Consider the following 20,783-nt stretch of genomic DNA (forward strand, 5'->3'; position numbering starts at 1 on the left):
GGGTGGGGTCAGGGGGCAGGCGCGATCCGGGCCAGCTGCCAGATGCTGCGCGAATAGATCACCTCGGCCCGCAGCGCCGCGTCGCTGTCAAAGGGATAGATGACCCACAGCGGCCCCTTTTCGCGGATCGACATCGGTTCGCCATCCATGTGATAGGCGACGATCGGGTGGTGCTCGGTGACCTCGTCCAGCGGGATCTCGACGGCATAGTCGTTGATGGCGGTCGCCTGCACGCTGCCTTCGGTGATCCCGGCATGTTCCAGCAGGTCCCGCAGCGGAACCCCAGTATATTCATGCGGTCCGTCGGTCCAGATCGTGCTGGTGGTGAAGGTCACGGCCTCCATCTCCTTCAGCGCCTCCAGGTCATAGCTGGCGGTTCCCTGGGGTCCCTCGACCGTCAGGATCGGCTCCTCGCTGGCGGCGGGCAGGGCCGTGGCGGCGAAACCGGCCGTCATGACGGCGAAGGCTGCGATAAGGGCTGGGCGTGTCATGCGCGATCCTGTGGCACGGGGTTGGGCAGTCCGGAACTGAAATCTGTCATATGTGCAGCCCAAGCGCATCATTTCGTTCGTATTCACCTTTACCCGAAAGTATAGTCGAGACATCCTAAGGCCGGTCCTGGACGGAATTTTTGAACAGGATGGGATGGTTTTACGCTGCTTTTGCAGTATCACGAAATCTTGTGATCATGATATCCAATTTCTTCGCCAATGAATTACACGAAAGAGGTGCCCCGTGAAAATCCTGATCGCAGATGATCATGACCTGATCCGGGAGACCCTCGTGATGTTTCTCACCAGCCAGAATGTCGGGGACATCACCGAGGTCGGCGACGTTCCCGAGGCCGAGGCCGCGATTTCCAAGGCCGGTCCGGACGGGTTCGATCTGGTGCTTCTGGATTACGACATGCCGGGCATGGACGGTCTGGCCGGGCTGACGCGGATCCGCAAGTTGATGGCCGGAAAGCCGGTCGCGATCCTGTCGGGCACCGCCTCGGCGACGGTCGCGCGCGAGGCGATCGAGGCGGGGGCGCGGGGGTTTTTGCCCAAGACGATGGGCGCGCGGTCGCTGGCCTCGGCCATCAGCTTCATCGCGGGGGGCGACGTCTTCGTGCCCTACGGCTTTCTGGACCAGGCGGGACCCAAGCCGGTGGGTGACCTGACCCTGCGCGAGACGCAGGTTCTGCGCGGCCTGACCGAGGGGCGGTCCAACAAGGACATCGCCCGCGAACTGGGCCTGCAGGAGGTGACGATCAAGCTGCACGTCAAGACGCTGTGCCGCAAGCTGGACGCGCGCAACCGCACCCAGGCTGCGATGATCGCCCGGGACAGGCGGCTGATCAGCTGAGACGGAAGGGGCGCCGCCTTCGCAGGCGCCCCCTGGTCGCGCAGGATTTGCGCAGGTGCGGTTCAGACGATCCCGCCGCCGCCACCCACCGATTTCGGCCGTTCGGCCGCCACGCGGGCGCGATAGCCGGAAGCGCGGAAGGCCGCCACGGGATCGACCGCTGCATCCGCGCGCAGCCGCGCCATCTGCAGGATCGGCTCCACATCGGTCCGGAAGGCCGCGCGCAGAGTCGCGGCCGCCATCAGCGCGTCGTTGTCCTGCCTGAATCCTTCCAGCGCCGCGCGGTCGACCAACGACGCCTGCACAAACGCGCGCTGGATCTCCACGGCCGAGATCATCAGGCTTTCGATCGGGTCGGTGATGTTGTGGCTCTGGTCGATCATGTGGGACAGGTCCAGGCCCGGCCTGTCCTCCAGCTCGACCAGCTCGTTGAAGACCAGGAACAGGCGGAACGGGTCGATCGTGCCGGCGTCCAGGTCGTCGTCGCCATATTTGCTGTCGTTGAAGTGGAACCCGCCCAGCTTTCCCGCCCGGACCAGGCGCGCGACGATCATCTCGATGTTGACGTTCGGCGCGTGGTGACCCAGGTCCACCAGGCACTGCGCCTTGGGGCCCAGCTCCTGCGCGGTCATCAGGCTGGTGCCCCAGTCCTGCACCACGGTCGAATAGAAGGCCGGCTCATAGATCTTGTGTTCGGAAAAGATCCGCCAGTGGTCGGGCAACCCGGCATAGACCTGCTTCATCGCCTCCAGATAGCGGTCGAACTGGCGCGACAGCGACGTCTGGCCCGGAAAGTTCGACCCGTCCCCGATCCAGACCGTCAGCGCGCGTGACCCGATGGCCTGGCCGATCTCGATGCATTCCAGGTTGTGCTCGACGGCCTGCCGGCGCGTCGCGGCATCGGTGTGCGACAGCGAGCCGTATTTATAGCTGTGCGCTTGGTCCGGCTGGTCCTGGAACGTGTTCGAGTTCATGGCGTCAAAGCCCAGCCCGACCTCCTGGGCCTTTTCGCAGAGCAGCGCCGGGTCCGCCTTGTCCCAGGGGATGTGCAGGCTGACGCGTGGCGTCGCACCGGTCAGCTGGTGGATGACGCCGCAATCATCCAGCTTGTCCATGATGCCGCGCGGCTCGCCCGCGCCCGGAAAGCGGGCAAAGCGGGTGCCGCCGGTGCCGGTGCCCCAGCTGGGAACCGCGACGCCAAAGGACATGGCGCGGGCGGTCAGCGCCTCGATCTCGACGCCGCGTCGTGCCAGCCGGCCCCCAAGCGCGTCGTAATCGGCCGTCAGGTCGGCCCGGCAGGCGTCGTTCTGCGCCTCGATGATGCTTTGGTCGATCATGGCTTACCTCGTGAAGGCCTGGACGTTGCCCGCGTCCACGTTCAGGATGTTGCCGGTCGACTTGGCCGACAGGTCGCTGGCGAAGAAATACGCGCCCTCGGCGATATCCTCGGGCAGGACGGACCGCTTCAGCATCGAGCGGTTGCGGTACATCTCCTCCAGCCCCTCCTTGTCGGTGCCATAGGTGCTGGCGCGCTGGTCCAGCCACTCGCCCTCCCAGATGCGCGATCCGCGCAGGACGGCGTCGGGGTTCACCACATTGACGCGGATGCCGCCTTCGGCCCCTTCCAGCGCCAGGCAGCGGGCCAGATGGATCTCGGCCGCCTTGGCGGTGCAATAGGCACTGGCATTCGGGCTGGCGGCCAGGCCGTTCTTGGAGGCCACGAAGATCAAAGAACCGCCGATGTCCTGCGCCCGGAAGGTCTTGAACGCCTCGCGCGAGACCAGGAAATAACCCGTGGACAGGATGTCCATGTTCTTGTTCCAAAGTGCCAGCGAAGTTTGCTCGATGGGCGCGGACGAGGCGATGCCCGCATTCGACACCAGGATGTCGATGCCGCCGAACTCGACCGCCATCTCGGCATAGGCACGGGCGACCTGGGTCTCATCCGTCACGTTCATCTGCACGCTACGCACGACGTCGCGGCCAAAGCTGCCCGCCAGTCCTTCATGGGCGGTCTGTAGGGCATTCGCGTCGATGTCGGCCAGCATGACGCAGGCGCCCTCGCGCAGGAACCGTTCCGCCGTGGCCGCGCCGATGCCGCCCGCGCCGCCGGTGACCAGAGCCACGCGGCCCGCCAGCGATTTGGGTTTCGGCATGCGCTGCAGCTTGGCTTCCTCCAGCAGCCAGTATTCGATGTCAAAGGCCTCCTGCTCGGGCAGGCCCTGATAGGTGCTGACGGCGCTGGCGCCGCGCATCACGTTGATCGCGTTCACGTAGAACTCGGCCGAGACGCGGGCCGTGGCCTTGTCCAGCGCGAATGTCAGCATGCCGACGCCCGGAACCAGGTAAACAACCGCATTCGGATCGCGCAGGGCCGGGCTGTCAGGCTTTCTGCAGCGATCGTAATAGGCGGCGTAATCGTCACGATAGGCGGCGACGGCATTGCCCAGCCCGGCAATGGTGGCATCAAGATCGGGGTTCGCCGGGTCGAAGTCGACGACCAGCGGGCGGATCTTGGTGCGCAGGAAATGGTCGGGACAGGATGTCCCCATCGGCGCCAGCGTCTCCAGCGCGTTGGAGCCGACGAACTCCAGCACGGTGGGCTGGTCGTCGAAATGCCCGACCTTGTGGCGGTCCTTGGAGATCAGCCCGCGGATGACCGGCATCAGGCGGGCAGCGATGTCGCGGCGCTGCGGTGCGTCCAGCGTGGGCACCTTGGCACCGCCAAAGGCGGGCCGGCCGGCGGTCCGCTCCTCCAGCCAGGCCGCAGCCTTGTTGATGATCTCCAGCGTCGTCAGGTAGCAGTCCTTGGCGTCGTCGGCCCAGGTGAACAACCCGTGGCTTTCCAGAACCGCTCCGCGCATCTGCGGGTTCTCGGTCGCCAGCTTTTCCAGCCACAGCCCCAACTCATAGCCGGGCTTTTTCCACGGCAGCCAGCCGATGTCGCTGCCAAAGATCTCGGCCGTCAGTTCGCGCGAATTGGTGGATGCCGCGATGGCGATGATCGCGTCGGAATGGACGTGATCGACATGCTTGCGGGGCACATAGGCGTGCAGCGGCGTGTCGATGCTGGCCGCGCGCGGGTTCAGCGCAAAGGTGCAGTGGGGCAGATAGCCCACCATCTCGTCTTCGTGGGTGACGCCGCGATACTTGCCCTTCAGCGCCCGCAGCTTGTCCATGTAGAGGGTCGAGAAGCCGTCCATCTTCATCGACCCGATGTCGCCGCCCGAGCCCTTGACCCACAGCACCTCGACCTGTTCGCCGGTCAGCGGATCGGTCTCCATCACCTTGGCCGAGGTGTTGCCGCCGCCGTAATTGGTGACGCGCTTGTCCGATCCCAGCAGGTTCGAGCGATAGAGCAGCTTTTCGGATTCGCTCATCGACGCGGCCTGCGCGTCGTCCCACAGGTTCTGCAGCCGTTCGGGGGCAAGAGTGGCGGTCATGGTATCCTCCCATCCTGGCGGCAGGACGCCGCGCCGTCAGGATGCGGATAGCGCGGCATTCGGCTCAAAGTCAATCAGTTTCAATCATAACCGATCATTATGCAGGTGCAGAAACAGTTTCTGCGCGCGAAAATGATTGACACTGCGCGTTTATGATGGAAACTGAGCGCAACATCGGAGGGGACCATGCTGGAGACGGAACGACATCGCATCATCCTGTCTGCCGTGCAGGAACGTCCCGTGGTCAGCGTGTCGGACCTGTGCGCCCTGACCGGCGCCTCCGAGGCGACGGTCAGGCGCGACATCGCCCAGCTGCATGTCGCCAAGAAGCTGCGCCGCATCCGGGGCGGGGCCGAGGCCATCGCGCCGCCGCAATTCGTGGGCATCAACGCGCGCCCCTTTGCCGTCAACCAGGTGATCAACATCGCGCAGAAACGTGCCATCGCGCAGGCGGCGGTCGACCTGTGCGAGGATGGCGACGCGATCATCATCAACGGCGGCACGACGACCTTCCAGATGGTCCATCCGCTGACGACCAAGCGGCTGCAGGTCTTTACCAACAGCTTTCCCATCGCCGAACACCTGCTGAAGCAGTCCAAGAACACCGTTCTGGTGCCGGCCGGCGCGATCTATCGCGAGCAGAACATCATCCTGTCGCCCTTTGACGAGGATGGCAGCCGGCATTTCCACGCGCGCCGCATGTTCATGGGCTGCCGGGGCCTGGGGCCCCTGGGCCTGATGGAGGGCGACCCGCTGCTGGTGCAGGCCGAACAGAAGCTGATCGGCCAGGCGGACCAGCTGATCGTGCTGGCCGACAGTTCCAAGTTCCGCCAGCGGTCCAGCCTGCTGCTGTGCCCGCTGAACCGCATCCATGCCGTCGTCACCGATGACGGGATCGAGGATCGTGCCGCCCAGATGCTGGAAGCGGCCGAAGTCCGGCTGATCGTGGCCCCCGTGGCCGCGGCCGACCGCAAGAGCCGCGTTCAGGAGGAGTGACGCGGTACCGCTCATAGGGAGGATCACATGAGCATTCTGAGAAAGGCACTGACCACCGCCGCCATCGCATCGGTGCTGATGGCGGGTGCGGCCCAGGCCGAGACGACCCGCATCGCGCTGGTGGTCAAGGCCTTGGGGATCGGCTTCTTCGAGGCGGCCAACAAGGGCGCCGAGGAGGCCGCGGCCGAGCTGGGCGACGTCGAGATCATCTATACCGGCCCCACCGACACCACCGCCGAAGGCCAGATCGAGGTGCTGAACAGCCTGATCGCGCAGCGCGTGGACGCCATCGCCGTCAGCGCGAACGACACCGACGCGCTGGCGCCGACGCTGAAGCGCGCGATGGATCGCGGCATCACCGTCATCAGCTGGGACAGCGGCGTGGCCCCCGAGGGGCGCGAGATGCACCTGAACCCGTCCTCGGCCCCGCTGATCGGCAACATGATCATCAAGCTGGCGGCCGACCAGCTGCCCGAGGGCGGCGACGTGGCGGTGCTGTCGGCGACCACGACCTCCACGAACCAGAACACCTGGATCGAGGAGATGAACAAGGTCGCGGGCAATTATCCGAACGTGAACGTGGTCGCGACGGTTTATGGCGACGACCTGGCGGACAAGTCCTATCGCGAGGCGCAGGGCCTGATGCAGAGCCACCCGGACCTCAAGGCGATCATCGCGCCGACCAGCGTGGGCATCGTCGCGGCCGCACAGGCGGTCACCGATGCGGGCAAGATCGGCGAGGTCAACGTGACGGGGCTGGGGCTGCCATCCGAAATGGCCGGCCACGTGAAGTCCGGCGCATCGAAAAGCTTTGCGATCTGGAACCCGATCGACCTGGGCTATTCGGCCACGATGATCGCCTATCACCTGGCCAAGGACGAGGCCACGGCCGAGCCGGGCGCCACCATCCCCATCGGCCGCATGGGCGAGATCACCCTGGACGAGAACAACGAGGCCGCCATGGCCGACCCCTTCGTCTATGACAGCAGCAACATCGACGAGTTCAGCTCGATCTTCTGATCGCCGAACCTGCCCCGGCGCGCCATGTGCCGGGGCCTTTCCAGCAGGACATTTCCCATGCAGGCTGATCCCCCGGCCGCGGCCGGCCCCGTGCTGTCGCTTGACGGCATCGTCAAGACATTTCCCGGCGTGCGCGCCCTGGACGGCGTGCGGCTGCAGCTGCATGCGGGCCAGGTGACCGCGCTGATCGGCGAGAACGGCGCCGGCAAGTCCACCATCGTCAAGCTGCTGACGGGCATCTATCAGCCCGACGAGGGCCAGATCCGCGTGGACGGCCGCCCCGTCACATTTCCGACCGCACAGGCGGCGGGCCGGGCAGGGGTCACCGCCATCCACCAGGAAACGGTGCTGTTCGACGAGCTGACCGTGGCCGAAAACATCTTCATCGGCCACGCGCCGCGCACCCGGCTTGGGCTGATCGACCGGCGGGCGATGCGTGACCGGGCGGGCGACATCCTGCGCTCGATCGGGTCCGACCTGGACCCGTCGGTGCGGCTGCGCGACCTGGGCATCGCCAGCCGCCATCTGGTCGCCATCGCCCGCGCCCTCTCCATCGACGCGCGCGTGGTCATCATGGACGAGCCGACGGCCGCGCTGTCCCACAAGGAGATCGCCGAGCTTTACGACCTGGTCGAGACGCTGAAGGCACAGGGCAAGGCGATCCTGTTCATCAGCCACAAGTTCGACGAGATCTTCCGCATCGCCGACCGCTGGACGGTGTTCCGCGACGGGCAGTTCGTGAGCGAGGGGATGATGGCCGACGTCACGGAAGCCCAGCTGGTCAACCTGATGGTCGGCCGTTCGGTCGACCAGATCTATCCCAAGCGCCCCGCCCGGATCGGCGCGCCCCTGCTGACGGTCGCGGGCTATTGCCACCCGACCGAGTTCGAGGACATCACCTTCACCCTCCATGCCGGCGAGATCCTGGGCTTTTACGGCCTGGTCGGCGCCGGCCGGTCAGAGGTGATGCAGGCGCTGTTCGGCATCACGCAACCGTCGAAGGGCGCCTGCCGGATCGAGGGGCAGGTGCGCGTCATCCGCACGACCGCGCAGGCGGTGGAGGCGGGCATCGTCTATGTCCCCGAGGATCGCGGCCGCCAAGGCGCGGTGAAGGGGCTGCCGATCTTCCAGAATGTCACGCTGCCCTCGCTGGCGCGGACCAGTCGGGCAGGGTTCCTGCGGCTGGCCGAGGAGTTTGCCCTGGCCCGCGACTATACGCAGCGGCTGGACCTGCGCGCCGCCAGCCTGGACCAGGACATCGCCCTGCTGTCGGGCGGCAACCAGCAGAAGGTGGTCATCGCCAAGTGGCTGGCCACCAAACCCCGCGTCATCATCCTGGACGAGCCGACCAAGGGCATCGACATCGGGTCCAAGGCCGCCGTCCATGACTTCATGTCGGAACTGGCCGCCGAAGGCCTGGCCGTCATCATGGTCAGCAGCGAGATCCCGGAGGTGCTGGGCATGTCCGACCGCGTCATCGTCATGCGCGAGGGCCGCCTGGCGGCCGAATTCACCGGCGCCGCCATGACGCCCGAAAACCTGGTCCGCGCCGCCGTGGGGCTGGACCGCCAGCGCGAAGGAGAGGCCGCATGACCCTGCTCAAATCGCGCGAGGCGATCCTGGCGCTGGCGATCCTGGCGTTGCTGGCGCTGATCGCCAGCCGCTTTCCGGCCTTTGTCGCCCCCGCCAACCTGGCGCGGGTGTTCACGGACACCTCGCCGCTGATCCTGCTGGCGCTGGGCCAGATGGCGGTGATCCTGACGAAATGCATCGACCTGTCGGTGGCCGCGAACCTGGCGCTCTGCGGCATGGTCGCCGCGCTGATGAACGGCGCGGGCGTGCCGCTGCCGCTGATCCTGCTGGCGGTGATCGTGCTTGGCGCCGCCCTTGGTGCCTTCAACGGGCTGCTGGTCTGGGCGCTGGGCATCCCCTCGATCGTGGTGACGCTTGGCACGATGACGATCTATCGCGGCTCGATCTTCCTGATGACGGACGGGGCCTGGGTGAACGCCCACCAGATGGGCGCGGGCTTCAAGGCCTTTCCCCGCCAGGTGATCCTGGGCCTGCCGGTCATGGCCTGGATCGCGGTCCTGGCCGTGGCACTGGTCGGGCTGCTTATGACGCGCACGCCCCTGGGGCGCGCCTTCCTGGCGGTCGGCGGCAACCCCCACGCGGCGGTCTATGCCGGCATCTCGGTCGGGCGGACGCAGTTCGCGGCCTTTGTGCTGTCGGGGGCGCTGGCCGGGCTGACCGGCTATCTGTGGGTCGCGCGCTATGCGGTGGCCTATGTCGACATCGCCAGCGGGTTCGAACTGGACGTGGTCGCCGCCTGCGTGATCGGCGGCATCGCCATCGCCGGCGGTTCGGGCAGCGTCGCGGGCGCCGTGCTGGGGGCGCTGTTCCTGGGCATCATCAAGAACGCCCTGCCGGTCGTCGGGATCTCTCCCTTCTGGCAGATGGCGATCTCGGGGGCCGCGATCCTGCTGGCCATCGCCTTTAACGCCATGAGCCGGCGCGAACCCGGCCGGATCATCCTGAAACGCGCCGAGGTGCGGATATGACCACCCCCACAGCCCGCCAGATCCCCGACCGCCTGACCGGCCCGGCCGCCCGCGCCCTGAAAAGCTGGGAGGCGCTGCTGCTGGTCGTGGCCATCGCGATCTTTGTGCTGAATGCGATGGCCTCGCCCTATTTCCTCGACCCCTGGAACCTGTCGGACGCCAGCTTCAACTTCACCGAAAAGGCGATGATCGCCTTTGCCATGGCCATGCTGATCGTGGCCGGCGAAATCGACCTCTCCGTGGGCGCGATCATCGCGCTGGCCTCGACCGTGATGGGCGTGGCGATGGCGGCCGGGGCGCCGACGCCGGTGCTGGTGCTGCTGGGCCTGGGCACGGGCCTGGCCTGCGGGGCCTTCAACGGGCTGATGGTCGCGCGCTTTGGCCTGCCCTCGATCGTGGTCACCATCGGCACCATGAGCCTCTTTCGCGGGATCAGCTACATCGTGCTGGGGGACGGCGCCTTCACCGGCTATCCGGCCAGCTTTGCCTGGTTCGGGCAGGGCTATGTCTTCTGGGTGATCACGGTCGAGCTGGTGATCTTTGTCCTGTCGGCGCTGGTCTTCGGGATCCTGCTGCACTGGACCAGCTTTGGCCGCACCATTTATGCGATCGGCAACAACGCCACCGCCGCGCGGTTTTCCGGCATCCGCGTGGACCGCGTCCGCTTCATCCTGTTCCTGCTGACCGGGGTCATGAGCGGCATCGCCGCGATCTGCCTGACCTCGCGCCTCGGCTCGACCCGGCCCTCCATCGCCTCGGGGTTCGAGCTGGAGGTCGTGACCATCGTCGTCCTGGGCGGGGTCAGCATCCTGGGCGGGTCGGGCAGCATCCTGGGCGTCGTTCTTGCGGCGCTGGTCATGGGGCTGGTGACCTTTGGCCTGGGGCTGATGAACGTGCCGGGGATCGTCATGTCGATCGTCGTGGGCGCGCTGCTGATCGCGGTCATCGCGGTCCCGCGCCTGCTGGTCCTGCTGCGGAGGAGATGATGCAGAAATACGCCTTCCGGATGATGCTGAACCCCGGCATGGCCGAGGAATACCGCCGCCGCCATGACCGGATCTGGCCCGAACTGGTCGCGCTGCTGAAGGATGCGGGCGTTCAGGACTATTCGATCCACCTGGACCCGCAGACGGACGCGCTTTTCGGCGTGTTGTGGCGGCGCGACGATCACGGCATGGATGACCTGCCCAATCATCCGGTGATGCGCCGCTGGTGGGCGCATATGGCCGATATCATGGCGACCCATCCCGATGGCGAACCGGTCGCGGTGCCGCTGGTCCCGATGTTCCACCTGCCATGACCCGCATCGCTGTCATCGATATCGGCAAGACCAATGCCAAGCTGGCCCTGGTCGACGGCGGCACGCTGGCCGAAATCGCCGTCCTGACCCGCCCCAACCGCCCGCTGCCCGGCCCGCCCTGGCCGCATGTGGACCTGGAGGGGCATTGGCAGTTCTTCCTAGACGGGCTGGCGGTGATGCAGGCCGAACACGGCGTCGATGCGATCTCGGTCACGACGCATGGCGCGGCGGCGGTGCTGCTGGACGCGGGGGGCCGGGTGGCCGTCCCGATGCTGGATTACGAACATCCCGGCCCCGATGCGCTGGCCGCAGATTACGACCGGCTGCGCCCGGATTTCGCCCGGACCGGCTCACCCCGGCTGCCGGCGGGCCTGAACCTGGGCGCGCAGCTGCACTGGCTGTTTCACACCCGGCCTGATCTGCAGCGGCGGGTGGCGCATGTGGTGACCTATCCGCAATACTGGGGCTGGCGGCTGACCGGCGAACTGGCCAGCGACGTGACCTCGCTTGGCTGCCACACCGACCTGTGGGACCCGTGGCAGGGGCGTTTTTCTGATTTGGTCGATCGGCTGGACCTAGGGGGAAAGATCGCGCCTGCGCGCCGCGCGAACGAGGTTCTGGGCGGACTTGCGCCCATGGTCGCGGCGCGGACCGGCATCCGGGCGGGAACGCCGGTGGCGGTCGGCATCCATGACAGCAATGCCTCGCTCTATCCGCATGTGCTGGGACGCCCCGCGCCCTTTGCGGTCGTCTCGACCGGGACCTGGGTCGTGGCCATGGCGATCGGCGGCGGGACGGCGGCGCTGGACCCGGCCCGCGACGTGCTGGTGAACGTGAACGCGCTTGGGCAACCGGTGCCTTCGGCGCGTTTCATGGGCGGGCGCGAGTTCGAGATCATCCGCGGGGGCAGCACAGCGCAGCCGGACCCTGCGGACCGCGCGATGGTGCTGGACCGGGGCATGATGATCCTGCCTGCGGTCGAACCCGGGTCCGGCCCCTTTCGCAGCCGCCGGATGCAGTGGATCAACGAACCCCGGGACGAAGGTCCGCGCATGGTGGCGCTGTCCTGGTACCTGGCGCTGATGACCGCCACCTGCCTGGACCTGATCGCCGCCCGGGGGCCCACGGTCATCGAGGGTCCCTTTGCCCGCAACCCGGATTTCCTGGACATGCTGGCCGCGCTGCGCACAGGGGGCGTGGAAACCGCGGCCTCGGCCACCGGAACCTCGGTCGGGGCGGCGCTCCTGTGCCTGCCGCGGGGCAGGGCACCCGCGACGCAGGCCTGGCCGATGCCGGCCCATGCCGAGGCGCTGCGGACCTATGCCGCCGACTGGCGCGCGAGGGTCGGGTGTCAGCTGTAGCCGAGCGCCGCCGAGGCGGCCTGTCCCGCCTCCGTCAGCAGGCGCACATATTCGGATTTGCGGGTCTCGTCGAAACGGACCAGCGGAAAGGCGATGCTGATCGCCGCGACCGACTTGCCCGCATGGTCCAGCACCGGCGCCGCCATGCAGCGTACGCCCGTCTCGCTTTCCTCGATCTCTTCGGAATAGCCGCGCGCGCGGGTCTGCATCAGCTCGTCGAACAGCAGGCCCGGGTCGGTGATCGTGCGCGGGGCCAGCTTCTTCAACTCCATCGCGGCGATCCGCTCGCGGATCTCGTCATCGTCGCGAAAGGCCAGCAGCGCCTTGCCAAGCGAGGTCGAGTGCAACGGGTTGCGCTTGCCCAGGGTGGATTGCATCGACAGGTTATAGGCGCTGTCGTATTTGTGGATATAGGCCACGCGCTGGTCGAAATCGTCCATGACGCCCAGGTTGATCGATTCCCCCGTGGCGCGCGACAGCTTGCCCATCTCGCGGTCGCAGGCCCGCAGCAGGTCCTGCTGGCCGCGCAGGATGCGCGCCCCCAGCCCGAACAGCTTCAGCGTCAGGCCGTATTTCTCGCTGTCGGCCTCCTGTTCGACATAACCCAGGTCGACCATCGTCTGCAGCAGGCGATGCGCCGTGGTTTTTGATGTCATCGCCCGCTGCGCGATGTCGGCCAGGCTGGCGCGGCGTTCCTCGGCCAATGATTCGAGCACCGCGAACACCTTCAGTACGGCAGCGGCATTTTCGGTCTTCTGCGGTTTCTGGGTCATGGCGTCGTTCATTATTTTTCGGAACTACATTCTGGAAATTTTGTAAGCTTCTGTCAAGTGCTGCCCAGTGCTCTGCAAATCAAGGCATTGCCAACCGCTCCTTTCGTTCCACACGTTTGTTGGAGGGGCTTGATTTCCGAAACGGACTGTGGTTCCTTCAATTCCGGAACGACATTCCGGAATGAGCAGGGGGACGATCATGCATCCGCTTTTGCGGCAAAGGGAGCGCTTCATCTCGCGCGGCGAGGTCTCGGGGCTGATCGAGCGCCTGGCCGACAACCTGGTGAACATCACCGACGAGACCGAAGAGTTCCTGCTGCGGCTGGAAGACGGGCGCGTGATCGACACCAAGGGCTGGGCGGGCTGGGAATGGACCCATGGCATCGGTCTTTACGGCCTGCTGCAATACTGGCAGCTGACCGGCAGCGACAAGGCGATGGGCATCATCCGCGACTGGTTCGACGCCCGCCTGGCCGAAGGCACGCCGACCAAGAACATCAACACCGTCGCGCCTTTCCTGACGCTGGCGCATCTTTACGAACGCGACCGCAACCCGATGTGGCTGCCCTATCTGGACACTTGGGCCGAATGGGTCATGCACGAGATGCCGCGCACCCGCGAAGGGGGCCTGCAGCACATCGTCTACAACAGCGTGAACGACCAGCAGCTGTGGGACGACACGCTGATGATGTCGGTGATGCCGCTGGCCAAGATCGGCCTGGTGCTGGACCGCCCGCATTATGTCGAAGAGGCGAAATACCAGTTCCTGCTGCACGCGCAGTACCTGGCCGACACGCAGTCGGGCCTGTGGTTCCACGGCTGGACCTTTGACGGCGACCACAACTTTGCCCGCGCGCTCTGGGCGCGGGGCAACAGCTGGATCACCATCGTGATCCCCGAGTTCGTTGAACTCTTGAACCTGCCCGAGGGCGACCCGACCCGTCGTCACCTGCTGTCGCTGTTCAACCGGCAGGCCGCTGCGCTGCGCGACACGCAGGACGAGAGCGGGTTGTGGCACACGCTGCTGGACGACAGGGACAGCTATCTGGAGACCTCGGCCGCGGCGGGTTTCGCCTATGGCCTCTTGAAGGGCGTGCGCCGCCGTTACCTGCCCGCCGACTACGCCCCCGTGGCCGAACGCGCGATCCGCGCCGTGATCGACAACATCAGCCCGACAGGCGAGCTGCAGAACGTGTCATTCGGCACCGCGATGGGCAGCGACCTCGATTACTACCGCCAGATCAAGCAGACCTCGATGCCCTACGGGCAGGCGATGGCGATGCTGGCGCTGGCCGAATACCTGCGCGGCTATATCTGACGCGCCATTGTCCTTGGAGGAGGAGACATGATGACCCGCATGACGACGATGACGGCCCTGGCGCTGATCCTGGCCTCGGGCGCGGCCCAGGCCGAGACGCTGCGTTTTGGCTATGCCCAGAACGCGACCCCCACGGTCGAGGCGATGCAGAAGTTCGCCGAACTGGTCGAGGAAAAGACCGGCGGCGAGGTGACCGTCCAGTTCTTTCCCGACGGCCAGCTGGGCGGCGAACGCGAGATGGTCGAGATGGTGCAGGGCGGCGCGCTGGACATGACCAAGGTGTCGGGCGGGTTGCTGGAGAGTTTCGCGCCGGTCTATGGCGTCTTTCCGATGCCCTACCTGTTCGACGACCAGGACCATTTCTATCGGGTGATGGACGACGCGGCCATCATGCAGCCGATCTATGACTCGACCCGCGACCTGGGCTTTCTGGGGCTGACCTATTACAACTCGGGTGCGCGGAACTTCTACACCGTGAACAAGCCCGTGGAGACGGTCGAGGACCTGAAGGGCCTCAAGATCCGCGTGCTGCAAAGCCCGACCGCGATCCGCATGACCGAGCTGCTGGGCGCCACGCCCGTCGCCATGGGCCAGGCCGAGGTCTATACCTCGCTGCAGCAGGGCGTCCTGGACGGGGCCGAGAACAACGAGTTCGCCCTGACCATCGCCCGCCATGCCGAGGTCGCCAAGCATTACAGCGAGGACGGCCACAGCCGCATCCCCGACATCCTGCTGATCGGCACCGCCGCGATGGATCGCCTGACCCAGGAGCAGCGCAGCGCCGTGACCGAGGCCGCGAAAGAATCGACCGAGTTCCACAAGTCGGTCTGGGACGCGGCCGTCGAGGCGGCGGCCCAGGAATCGGCCGAACAGTTCGGCGTGACCTTCCACCAGGTCGACAACGCGCCTTTCCGCGAGGCTGTCCAGCCGATGTATGACGAACTGCAGGGCGAGACGGCCGAGGTCGTCGCGGCCATCCGCGGCGCCGGGGCCCAGTGATGGACAGGCTGCGGCGCGGGCTGGACCTGGTCCTGGGCGCCCTGTGCTGCAGCCTTCTGCTGGCGCTGGTGGCGGTCCTGGCCTGGCAGGTCATCAGCCGCTATGCCCTGAACGCGCCCTCCTCGATGACCGAGGAGATCCTGCGCTATGGCGTGATCTGGATGTCGATGCTGGGGGCGGCCTTTGCCACTGGCCGCGGCAGCCACATGAGCGTGGACATGCTGCGCGACCGGTTGGCCGGCCGCGCGCGGCTGCGCCTCGATGCGCTGGTGGCGCTGGCATTTGTGGTTTTCGCGGGCGTCGTCCTGGTCTGGGGCGGCATGAAGGGCGTCAACATCGCCGCCCGCCAGACCAGCGCGGTCATGCGCATCCCGATGAGCTGGGTCTATCTGTCGCTGCCGGTCAGCGGCGGGCTGATGATCCTCTACAGCCTGCTGAACCTGGCCGACCTGATGCGCGGGCGCACGCATCACGCCGATCCGGACCGGCAGGCCGAACTGATGGGGGAATGAACCATGGCCGGTCCCGCCAGCCTGATCCTGATCTCGGTCTTCGGTGTCCTGACGGCCTTGGGCATTCCCTTGGCGCTGTCGATCACGGCGGCGGCCATTGCGGCGGTGCTGCTGGTCGTGCCCTTCGACATGGCGCTGTTCACCTCGGCGCAAAAAATGCTGGCCAGCCTGGACAGCTTTTCGCTTCTGGCGGTGCCGTTCTTCATCCTGTCGGGCGTCATCATGAATTCGGGCGGCATCGCGGTCAGGCTGGTGGATTTCGCCAAGCTGATCGCGGGCCGCATTCCCGGATCGCTGGCCCAGACCAACATCGCGGGCAACATGCTGTTCGGCGCGATTTCGGGCTCGGCCATCGCGGCCTCGACCTCGATCGGCGGCGTGATGGTGCCCATGCAGAAACGCGAGGGCTATGACCCCGGCTTCGCGGCGGCGGTGAACATCGCCAGCGCGCCCACCGGCATGCTGATCCCGCCCTCGACCGCCTTCATCATCTATTCGCTGGTGGCCGGGGGGGCCTCGATCGCGGCACTGTTCATGGCGGGCGCGATGGCGGGCCTGATGTGGGGGCTTGGGATGATGATCCTGACCGGCGTCATCGCCCACCGATCCGGCTGGCCGGTGGCCGGCCGGATCGGGATGCGGGACGCGGTCCGCGTCATCGGCCGCGCGGTGCCCAGCCTGATGCTGATCGTCTTCATCATTGGCGGCATCATGCTGGGCATCGTCACCGCGGTCGAGGCCTCGGGCATCGCCGTCATCTACACGATGCTGCTGGCCTTCGTCATCCACCGCACCGTGCCGCTGCGCGCGCTGCCCGGTTTCCTGATGGAGACGGTGCAGATGACCGGAACGATCATGCTGCTTCTGGCGGCTTCGGCCGCGCTCAGCTTTGCGATGGCCTTCACCGGCATTCCGGCGGCGGTCACGGCGCTGATCCTGGCCATTTCCGACGACCCGATCCTGGTCATGCTGATCATCAACATCGTCCTGCTGGTCGTGGGCTGCTTCATGGACATGGGGCCGGCGATCCTGATCTTCACCCCGATCCTGCTGCCCATCGCGCAGAAGGTCGGCTATGACCCGGTGCATTTCGGCGTCATCATGATCTTCAACCTGGCCATCGGCACGATCACCCCGCCGGTGGGAACGGGCCTGTTCGTCGGCGCGGGCGTGGCGCGGGTGCGGGTGGAAACGGCGGTACGGGCGCTCGGGCCCTTCTACCTGCTGCTGCTGGCGGTACTGCTGCTGGTGACCTATGTCCCCGCGCTGACCATGTGGCTGCCGCGCCAGTTCGGGCTGTAACTCGCCCCGGCTTGAGCCCGGCGCCGCAACGTGGAAACCTGTGGCCGATGCCGCAGGAGGGAACGCGATGGTGACTGCACCCACGGGGGCGCTGACGGACGAGGCGCAGGGCTTTCTGGACGCGCATCCGGAGGTCGAGGCGATCGACATCCTGCTGTCGGACCTGCACGGGATCGGCCGCGGCAAGATGATCCGACGGCATGAGCTGGCGTCGCTGTTCCGGGCCGGGCGCGGCATGCCGGCCTCGCTCTTCGCGCAGGATGTCGAGGGGAACGACGTGCCCGCCGCGCTGGACACCCAGAGCGATGGCGGCGGCGACAGCCTCTGCTGGCCGGTGCCGGGCACCCTGGGCCGGCAGCCGAATGGGCGCGGGCTGGTGCTGCTGCAGATGTTCGACCGCCAGGGCGGCCCGGTGCCCCATGACCCGCGCGGCGCGATGATGGCCCAGATCGCGCGTGCCCGCGCGGCCGGCTATCAGCCGATGGGGGCGCTGGAACTGGAATTCTACCTGCTGGACGAGAAGGGCGGCATGGCGCGGGCGCCGCTTGGGGGGCGGCGCCTGTCCGGCACCAACTGCATGTCGGTGGATGAGCTGGACGAGATGTCGCCCTGTTTCGATGCCGTCTATGCCGCCGCCGCCAGCTTCGACCTGCCACTGGAAACGCTGATCTCGGAATACGCGCCGGGCCAGTTCGAGCTGACGCTCCGCTATCGCGACCTGGCGCGCGCCGCCGACGACATCGTGCTGGTCCGCCAGATCCTGCGCAGCACGGCCCGTCGCTTTGGCATGCGGGCCTGTTTCATGGCCAAGCCCTTCGGCGGCCGGTCTGGGTCGGGGATGCACCTGCACCTGTCCCTGACCGATCCACGGGGCGGGGCGAACCTCTTTGCCGATGGCCCACAGGGGGACCTGTCGCCCCTGATGCTGAACGCCATCGGCGGGGTCCGCGCGGCGATGGCCGACAGCATGCTGGTGCTGGGGCCGACGCTGAATTCCTGGCGCCGCCTGTCGGGGGCGATCTATTCGCCGGCCTGCAACAGCTGGGGCCTGGACGACCGGAACGTGGCCCTGCGCATCCCGGGCGGCGATGGGGCCGCACGCCATTTCGAACACCGCGTGGCGGGGGTGGATGCCAACCCCTACCTCGTCGCGGCCTGCGTGCTGGGCAGCGCGTTGGACGGGATTGAGGCGCGGGCCGATCCGGGTCCCGCATCCTCGACCGAGGGCGCGCCGCCTCTGCCGCGCGACTGGTCGCAGGCAGTCCAGGCCTTTGCGGGTTCCGCCAGCATGCGGCGCATCCTCGGCCCCGCCCTGCACACGGCCTATGCGGCCATCAAGCAGCACGAGGTCGCGCGCCTGGCCGATCACGTCACCGATATCGAATGGCAGCTTTACGGCACGCTCTAGCGGTCACGCCCGGGGCATGTCGCCGAACTGCCAGCGGCCGTCGCCCAGCAGGGGGCTGGCCCGGTCCAGCGCCAGCGGGCTGCGCGAAAACCGCAGCGGCGTGCGCAGGCCCGCGATGCCCTCAGGTGCGATCACCAGCTCACGCGCGACAGTCTGCGGGTCGGCCAGCGCCTCGTGCACCTGGTTGATCGGGCCGCAGGGGACGCCGGCGGCGGTCAGCGCCTCGATCAGCGCGGCGCGGGACCGCTGGCGCGTCGCGGCTTCCATCAGTGCCACCAGCCGATCGCGATGGGCCACGCGGGCGCCGTTGGTCACGAAATCCGGCTGCCCCGCCAGATCTGCCAAGTCCAGCGCCCGGCACAGCGCCGCGAACTGCCGGTCGTTGCCGCAGGCGATCACGACATGCCCGTCCGCGGCCGGAAACACCTGATAGGGGACGATGTTCGGATGCGCATTCCCCAGGCGCGACGGCACCAGCCCGCCCAGCAGGTGGTTCGTCGCCTGGTTGGCCAGGGCCGCCACGCCGCAATCCATCAGCGACAGGTCCAGATGCTGGCCAAGGCCGGACCGCCCCCGTTCTGCCAGGGCGGCCTGGATGCCGATCACGCCGTAAAGCCCGGTCAGGATATCGATCCAGGCGACGCCGATCTTTTGCGGCTGGCCGTCCGGTTCGCCCGTCAGGTCCATGATCCCGCACAGGCCCTGGATCATGAAGTCGTAGCCTGGCTGCTGCGCCCGCGGACCGTCCTGCCCAAAGCCCGTGACCGAGGCATAGACCAGCCCCGGATTGCCCTGGGACAGGCTGGCATAGTCCAGGCCGAACCGGGCCAGCCCCCCGACCTTGAAGTTCTCGATCACGACATCGGCCCCGGCGATCAGCGCCTTCAGCCGCGCCAGGTCCTCCGCATCGGCAAAGTCGCAGGTGACCGAGGTCTTGCCGCGGTTGGCCGCGTGGAAATAGGCGGCCACCCGTTCCGTCCCGCCATCCGTGCGCGGCCGGTCGATGAAGGGGGGCCCCCAGCTGCGCGTGTCGTCGCCGCCCGGCGCCTCGACCTTGATGACCTCGGCCCCCAGGTCGGCCAGGGTCTGGCCGATCCAGGGACCGGCCAGGATCCGCGCCAGTTCGACGACCTTCAGGCCCCTCAGCGGCGCGTCCGACATCAGCCGAACGCTTGCAGGCCGGTCTGGGCGCGGCCCAGGATCAGGGCATGGACGTCATGGGTGCCCTCGTAGGTGTTCACCGTCTCCAGGTTCTGGGAATGGCGCATCACGTGGTATTCGATCTGGATGCCGTTGCCGCCGTGCATGTCGCGGGCCATCCGCGCGATGTCCAAGGCCTTGCCGCAGTTGTTGCGCTTGATCAGCGAGATCATCTCGGGGGCGAAGCGGCCCTCGTCGAACAGGCGGCCGACGCGCAGGCTGGCCTGCAGGCCCAAGGCGATCTCGGTCTGCATGTCGGCCAGCTTCTTCTGGTACAGCTGGGTCGCGGCCAGCGGGCGGTTGAACTGCTTGCGGTCCATGCCATAGCGGTGGGCGCGCAGCCAGCAATCCTCGGCCGCGCCCATGACGCCCCAGCTGATGCCATAGCGGGCCCGGTTCAGACAGCCAAAGGGGCCGCCCATGCCCTCGATGCCGGGCAGCAGCGCCTCTTCGCCGACCTCGACATCCTCCATCACGATCTCGCCGGTGATGGAGGCGCGCAGGCTCAGCTTGCCGCCGATCTTGGGGGCCGAAAGACCCTTCATGCCCTTTTCAAGGACAAAGCCGCGCACCTTGCCGCCATGCGCCTCGGACTTGGCCCAGACCACGAAGACATCCGCGATCGGGCTGTTCGAGATCCACATCTTGGCGCCGTTCAGGCGGTATCCCCCTTCGGTCGGGGTGGCGCGGGTCTTCATGCCGCCGGGGTCCGATCCCGCGTCGGGCTCGGTCAGGCCAAAGCAGCCGATCCATTCGCCGCTGGCAAGTTTCGGCAGGTATTTCCGCTTCTGCGCCTCCGAGCCATAGGCATGGATTGGGAACATCACCAGGCTGGACTGGACCGACATCATCGAGCGATAGCCGCTGTCCACCCGCTCGACCTCGCGCGCGACCAGGCCATAGGAGACATAGGAGGCGCCGACCCCGCCATATTCCTCGGGGATGGTCACGCCCAGCAGGCCCGATGCGCCCATCTCGCGAAAGATCTCGGGGTCGGTCTCCTCATTCAGATAGGCCTTTTCGACCCGCGGCAGCAGCCGGTCCTTGGCGAAGGCCGCGGCGGTGTCGCGGACCATGCGCTCGTCCTCGGACAGCTGGTCCTCCAGCAGAAAGGGGTCCTGCCAGTTGAAGCTTTCGCCCTTGTGGGAATGTCCTGCCATTGTCCGATCCTCCGCTGCGGCCATCATCATTCGCTCGCGACAGGTTCTAGCGACTTGACGGCGGGATGGAACGGATATGATCG

The 20,783-nt window shown here is 66.9% G+C and carries 19 protein-coding genes; 13 read left to right on the forward strand and 6 right to left on the reverse strand.

The genetic code is table 11. The features are described 5' to 3' along the window. Nucleotides 1–8: 8 nt before the first annotated feature. On the reverse strand, nt 9–491 hold the full coding sequence (locus ACZ2G3_RS05120) for a putative pterin-binding protein (protein WP_419267213.1): 483 nt from the start codon (nt 489–491) through the stop codon (nt 9–11). A 244-nt stretch (nt 492–735) separates the two neighbouring features. Here ACZ2G3_RS05120 and ACZ2G3_RS05125 point away from each other — a divergent pair, with 244 nt between their 5' ends. Next, on the forward strand, nt 736–1,347 hold the full coding sequence (locus ACZ2G3_RS05125; RefSeq protein ID WP_419267214.1) for a response regulator transcription factor: 612 nt from the start codon (nt 736–738) through the stop codon (nt 1,345–1,347). Nucleotides 1,348–1,409: 62 nt separating this feature from the next. Here ACZ2G3_RS05125 and rhaI read toward each other — a convergent pair whose 3' ends face one another. Beyond that, complete coding sequence (gene rhaI / locus ACZ2G3_RS05130) at nt 1,410–2,684, reverse strand: L-rhamnose catabolism isomerase (RefSeq protein WP_470398083.1); 1,275 nt, start codon at nt 2,682–2,684, stop codon at nt 1,410–1,412. Between the two features lie 3 nt (nt 2,685–2,687). Then, the gene (locus tag ACZ2G3_RS05135; protein ID WP_470398085.1) at nt 2,688–4,790 is read right to left on the reverse strand and encodes a bifunctional rhamnulose-1-phosphate aldolase/short-chain dehydrogenase; all 2,103 of its coding nucleotides are present in this window, start codon (nt 4,788–4,790) and stop codon (nt 2,688–2,690) included. Nucleotides 4,791–4,976: 186 nt separating this feature from the next. Between ACZ2G3_RS05135 and ACZ2G3_RS05140 the strand changes: the two genes are divergently transcribed. Genes ACZ2G3_RS05140 through ACZ2G3_RS05170 form a run of 7 tightly spaced genes read left to right on the forward strand, consistent with a single transcriptional unit; the run spans nt 4,977 to nt 12,028 of the window. Next, nucleotides 4,977–5,786, forward strand: a complete 810-nt coding sequence (locus ACZ2G3_RS05140; protein WP_470398087.1) for a DeoR/GlpR family DNA-binding transcription regulator — start codon at nt 4,977–4,979, stop codon at nt 5,784–5,786. A gap of 27 nt (nt 5,787–5,813) precedes the next feature. Continuing rightward, on the forward strand, nt 5,814–6,806 hold the full coding sequence (gene rhaS, locus ACZ2G3_RS05145; protein ID WP_470398089.1) for a rhamnose ABC transporter substrate-binding protein: 993 nt from the start codon (nt 5,814–5,816) through the stop codon (nt 6,804–6,806). 57 nt (nt 6,807–6,863) lie between these two features. After that, the gene (locus tag ACZ2G3_RS05150; protein WP_470398091.1) at nt 6,864–8,399 is read left to right on the forward strand and encodes a sugar ABC transporter ATP-binding protein; all 1,536 of its coding nucleotides are present in this window, start codon (nt 6,864–6,866) and stop codon (nt 8,397–8,399) included. Next, nucleotides 8,396–9,367 carry an ABC transporter permease gene (locus tag ACZ2G3_RS05155; RefSeq protein ID WP_470398093.1) on the forward strand — a complete coding sequence of 324 codons (972 nt, stop codon included), beginning with the start codon at nt 8,396–8,398 and terminating at the stop codon, nt 9,365–9,367. The genes ACZ2G3_RS05150 and ACZ2G3_RS05155 overlap by 4 nt, the downstream gene beginning before the upstream one ends. Beyond that, a complete protein-coding gene (locus ACZ2G3_RS05160; protein WP_470398095.1) occupies nt 9,364–10,353 on the forward strand; it encodes an ABC transporter permease in 990 nt (329 codons plus the stop codon). Before ACZ2G3_RS05155 ends, ACZ2G3_RS05160 begins: the two co-directional genes overlap by 4 nt. Further along, nucleotides 10,353–10,667, forward strand: coding sequence for an L-rhamnose mutarotase (gene rhaM, locus ACZ2G3_RS05165; RefSeq protein ID WP_470398096.1), 315 nt, complete (start codon nt 10,353–10,355; stop codon nt 10,665–10,667). Before ACZ2G3_RS05160 ends, rhaM begins: the two co-directional genes overlap by 1 nt. Next, a complete protein-coding gene (locus ACZ2G3_RS05170; protein ID WP_470398098.1) occupies nt 10,664–12,028 on the forward strand; it encodes an FGGY-family carbohydrate kinase in 1,365 nt (454 codons plus the stop codon). Before rhaM ends, ACZ2G3_RS05170 begins: the two co-directional genes overlap by 4 nt. Here ACZ2G3_RS05170 and kdgR read toward each other — a convergent pair. Beyond that, a complete protein-coding gene (gene kdgR, locus ACZ2G3_RS05175; protein ID WP_419267225.1) occupies nt 12,019–12,801 on the reverse strand; it encodes a DNA-binding transcriptional regulator KdgR in 783 nt (260 codons plus the stop codon). The two genes, ACZ2G3_RS05170 and kdgR, sit on opposite strands and share 10 nt — an antisense overlap. A gap of 199 nt (nt 12,802–13,000) precedes the next feature. Here kdgR and bglB point away from each other — a divergent pair, with 199 nt between their 5' ends. The 5 genes from bglB to ACZ2G3_RS05200 all read left to right on the forward strand — a co-directional run bounded on the left by bglB (nt 13,001) and on the right by ACZ2G3_RS05200 (nt 18,340). Then, the gene (bglB, locus tag ACZ2G3_RS05180) at nt 13,001–14,119 is read left to right on the forward strand and encodes a beta-galactosidase BglB (RefSeq protein WP_470398099.1); all 1,119 of its coding nucleotides are present in this window, start codon (nt 13,001–13,003) and stop codon (nt 14,117–14,119) included. Between the two features lie 30 nt (nt 14,120–14,149). After that, nucleotides 14,150–15,118, forward strand: a complete 969-nt coding sequence (locus tag ACZ2G3_RS05185; protein WP_470398101.1) for a TRAP transporter substrate-binding protein — start codon at nt 14,150–14,152, stop codon at nt 15,116–15,118. Then, entirely contained in the window at nt 15,118–15,630 is a 513-nt protein-coding gene (locus ACZ2G3_RS05190) for a TRAP transporter small permease (RefSeq protein ID WP_470398103.1), read from the forward strand. The genes ACZ2G3_RS05185 and ACZ2G3_RS05190 overlap by 1 nt, the downstream gene beginning before the upstream one ends. A gap of 3 nt (nt 15,631–15,633) precedes the next feature. Then, nucleotides 15,634–16,932: a TRAP transporter large permease gene (locus tag ACZ2G3_RS05195; RefSeq protein WP_470398105.1), complete on the forward strand. Its 1,299-nt coding sequence runs from the start codon at nt 15,634–15,636 to the stop codon at nt 16,930–16,932. Nucleotides 16,933–16,999: 67 nt separating this feature from the next. Further along, nucleotides 17,000–18,340 (forward strand): glutamine synthetase family protein, encoded by a 1,341-nt coding sequence (locus ACZ2G3_RS05200; RefSeq protein ID WP_470398107.1) that lies wholly within the window; start codon nt 17,000–17,002, stop codon nt 18,338–18,340. Nucleotides 18,341–18,343: 3 nt separating this feature from the next. Here the strand turns inward: ACZ2G3_RS05200 and ACZ2G3_RS05205 are convergent, their stop codons facing one another. Both ACZ2G3_RS05205 and ACZ2G3_RS05210 read right to left on the reverse strand, forming a co-directional pair. Further along, nucleotides 18,344–19,501, reverse strand: a complete 1,158-nt coding sequence (locus ACZ2G3_RS05205) for a CaiB/BaiF CoA transferase family protein (RefSeq protein WP_470398109.1) — start codon at nt 19,499–19,501, stop codon at nt 18,344–18,346. Continuing rightward, the gene (locus tag ACZ2G3_RS05210) at nt 19,501–20,700 is read right to left on the reverse strand and encodes an acyl-CoA dehydrogenase (protein WP_419267232.1); all 1,200 of its coding nucleotides are present in this window, start codon (nt 20,698–20,700) and stop codon (nt 19,501–19,503) included. The genes ACZ2G3_RS05205 and ACZ2G3_RS05210 overlap by 1 nt, the downstream gene beginning before the upstream one ends. Nucleotides 20,701–20,783 lie beyond the last annotated feature (83 nt).

The organism is Paracoccus sp. KKT209, assembly GCF_055635455.1.

Bases quoted from the DNA above. Each gene is read 5' to 3' on its own strand.
- ACZ2G3_RS05120 (WP_419267213.1), bottom strand. From the start codon at position 491: ATGACACGCCCAGCCCTTATCGCAGCCTTCGCCGTCATGACGGCCGGT.
- rhaI (WP_470398083.1), bottom strand. From the start codon at position 2,684: ATGATCGACCAAAGCATCATCGAGGCGCAGAACGACGCCTGCCGGGCC.
- ACZ2G3_RS05135 (WP_470398085.1), bottom strand. From the start codon at position 4,790: ATGACCGCCACTCTTGCCCCCGAACGGCTGCAGAACCTGTGGGACGAC.
- ACZ2G3_RS05140 (WP_470398087.1), top strand. From the start codon at position 4,977: ATGCTGGAGACGGAACGACATCGCATCATCCTGTCTGCCGTGCAGGAA.
- rhaS (WP_470398089.1), top strand. From the start codon at position 5,814: ATGAGCATTCTGAGAAAGGCACTGACCACCGCCGCCATCGCATCGGTG.
- ACZ2G3_RS05150 (WP_470398091.1), top strand. From the start codon at position 6,864: ATGCAGGCTGATCCCCCGGCCGCGGCCGGCCCCGTGCTGTCGCTTGAC.
- ACZ2G3_RS05155 (WP_470398093.1), top strand. From the start codon at position 8,396: ATGACCCTGCTCAAATCGCGCGAGGCGATCCTGGCGCTGGCGATCCTG.
- ACZ2G3_RS05160 (WP_470398095.1), top strand. From the start codon at position 9,364: ATGACCACCCCCACAGCCCGCCAGATCCCCGACCGCCTGACCGGCCCG.
- rhaM (WP_470398096.1), top strand. From the start codon at position 10,353: ATGCAGAAATACGCCTTCCGGATGATGCTGAACCCCGGCATGGCCGAG.
- ACZ2G3_RS05170 (WP_470398098.1), top strand. From the start codon at position 10,664: ATGACCCGCATCGCTGTCATCGATATCGGCAAGACCAATGCCAAGCTG.
- kdgR (WP_419267225.1), bottom strand. From the start codon at position 12,801: ATGACCCAGAAACCGCAGAAGACCGAAAATGCCGCTGCCGTACTGAAG.
- bglB (WP_470398099.1), top strand. From the start codon at position 13,001: ATGCATCCGCTTTTGCGGCAAAGGGAGCGCTTCATCTCGCGCGGCGAG.
- ACZ2G3_RS05185 (WP_470398101.1), top strand. From the start codon at position 14,150: ATGACCCGCATGACGACGATGACGGCCCTGGCGCTGATCCTGGCCTCG.
- ACZ2G3_RS05190 (WP_470398103.1), top strand. From the start codon at position 15,118: ATGGACAGGCTGCGGCGCGGGCTGGACCTGGTCCTGGGCGCCCTGTGC.
- ACZ2G3_RS05195 (WP_470398105.1), top strand. From the start codon at position 15,634: ATGGCCGGTCCCGCCAGCCTGATCCTGATCTCGGTCTTCGGTGTCCTG.
- ACZ2G3_RS05200 (WP_470398107.1), top strand. From the start codon at position 17,000: ATGGTGACTGCACCCACGGGGGCGCTGACGGACGAGGCGCAGGGCTTT.
- ACZ2G3_RS05205 (WP_470398109.1), bottom strand. From the start codon at position 19,501: ATGTCGGACGCGCCGCTGAGGGGCCTGAAGGTCGTCGAACTGGCGCGG.
- ACZ2G3_RS05210 (WP_419267232.1), bottom strand. From the start codon at position 20,700: ATGGCAGGACATTCCCACAAGGGCGAAAGCTTCAACTGGCAGGACCCC.